The sequence below is a fragment of the Bradyrhizobium sp. Kon69 genome (assembly GCF_055807515.1).
Map to the genome: position 1 here is coordinate 1 of NZ_JBVVOS010000413.1, position 260 is coordinate 260.

Annotated in this window: 1 pseudogene; it reads right to left on the reverse strand. The window is 58.1% G+C overall.

Annotated elements, in window-relative coordinates:
* A pseudogene (locus AC0L3U_RS39630) lies at nt 1–260 on the reverse strand (histidine kinase); the annotation flags it as partial.

Here is a 260-nt window from a genome sequence, read left to right on the forward strand (position 1 = left end):
GTGGTGTACACCGCAGCCGGCAGAGCCTCCAGGAGATTGCGCATGTGCCGCTCGCTTTCGCGCACCTGGTTTTCCATCGCATGAGCCAGCGTGACATCCTGGATGACGCGCACACCATAGCGGAATCTGCCATCAGGAGTCCTTACCGACGAGCTATGGACATCGAGATACACAATCTGGCCATCGGGCTTGGTCGCCCGTTTACGTATCACATAGTTGTCCAACTCACCTGCCACCTGGCGCGCATAGGATTTGGCGTC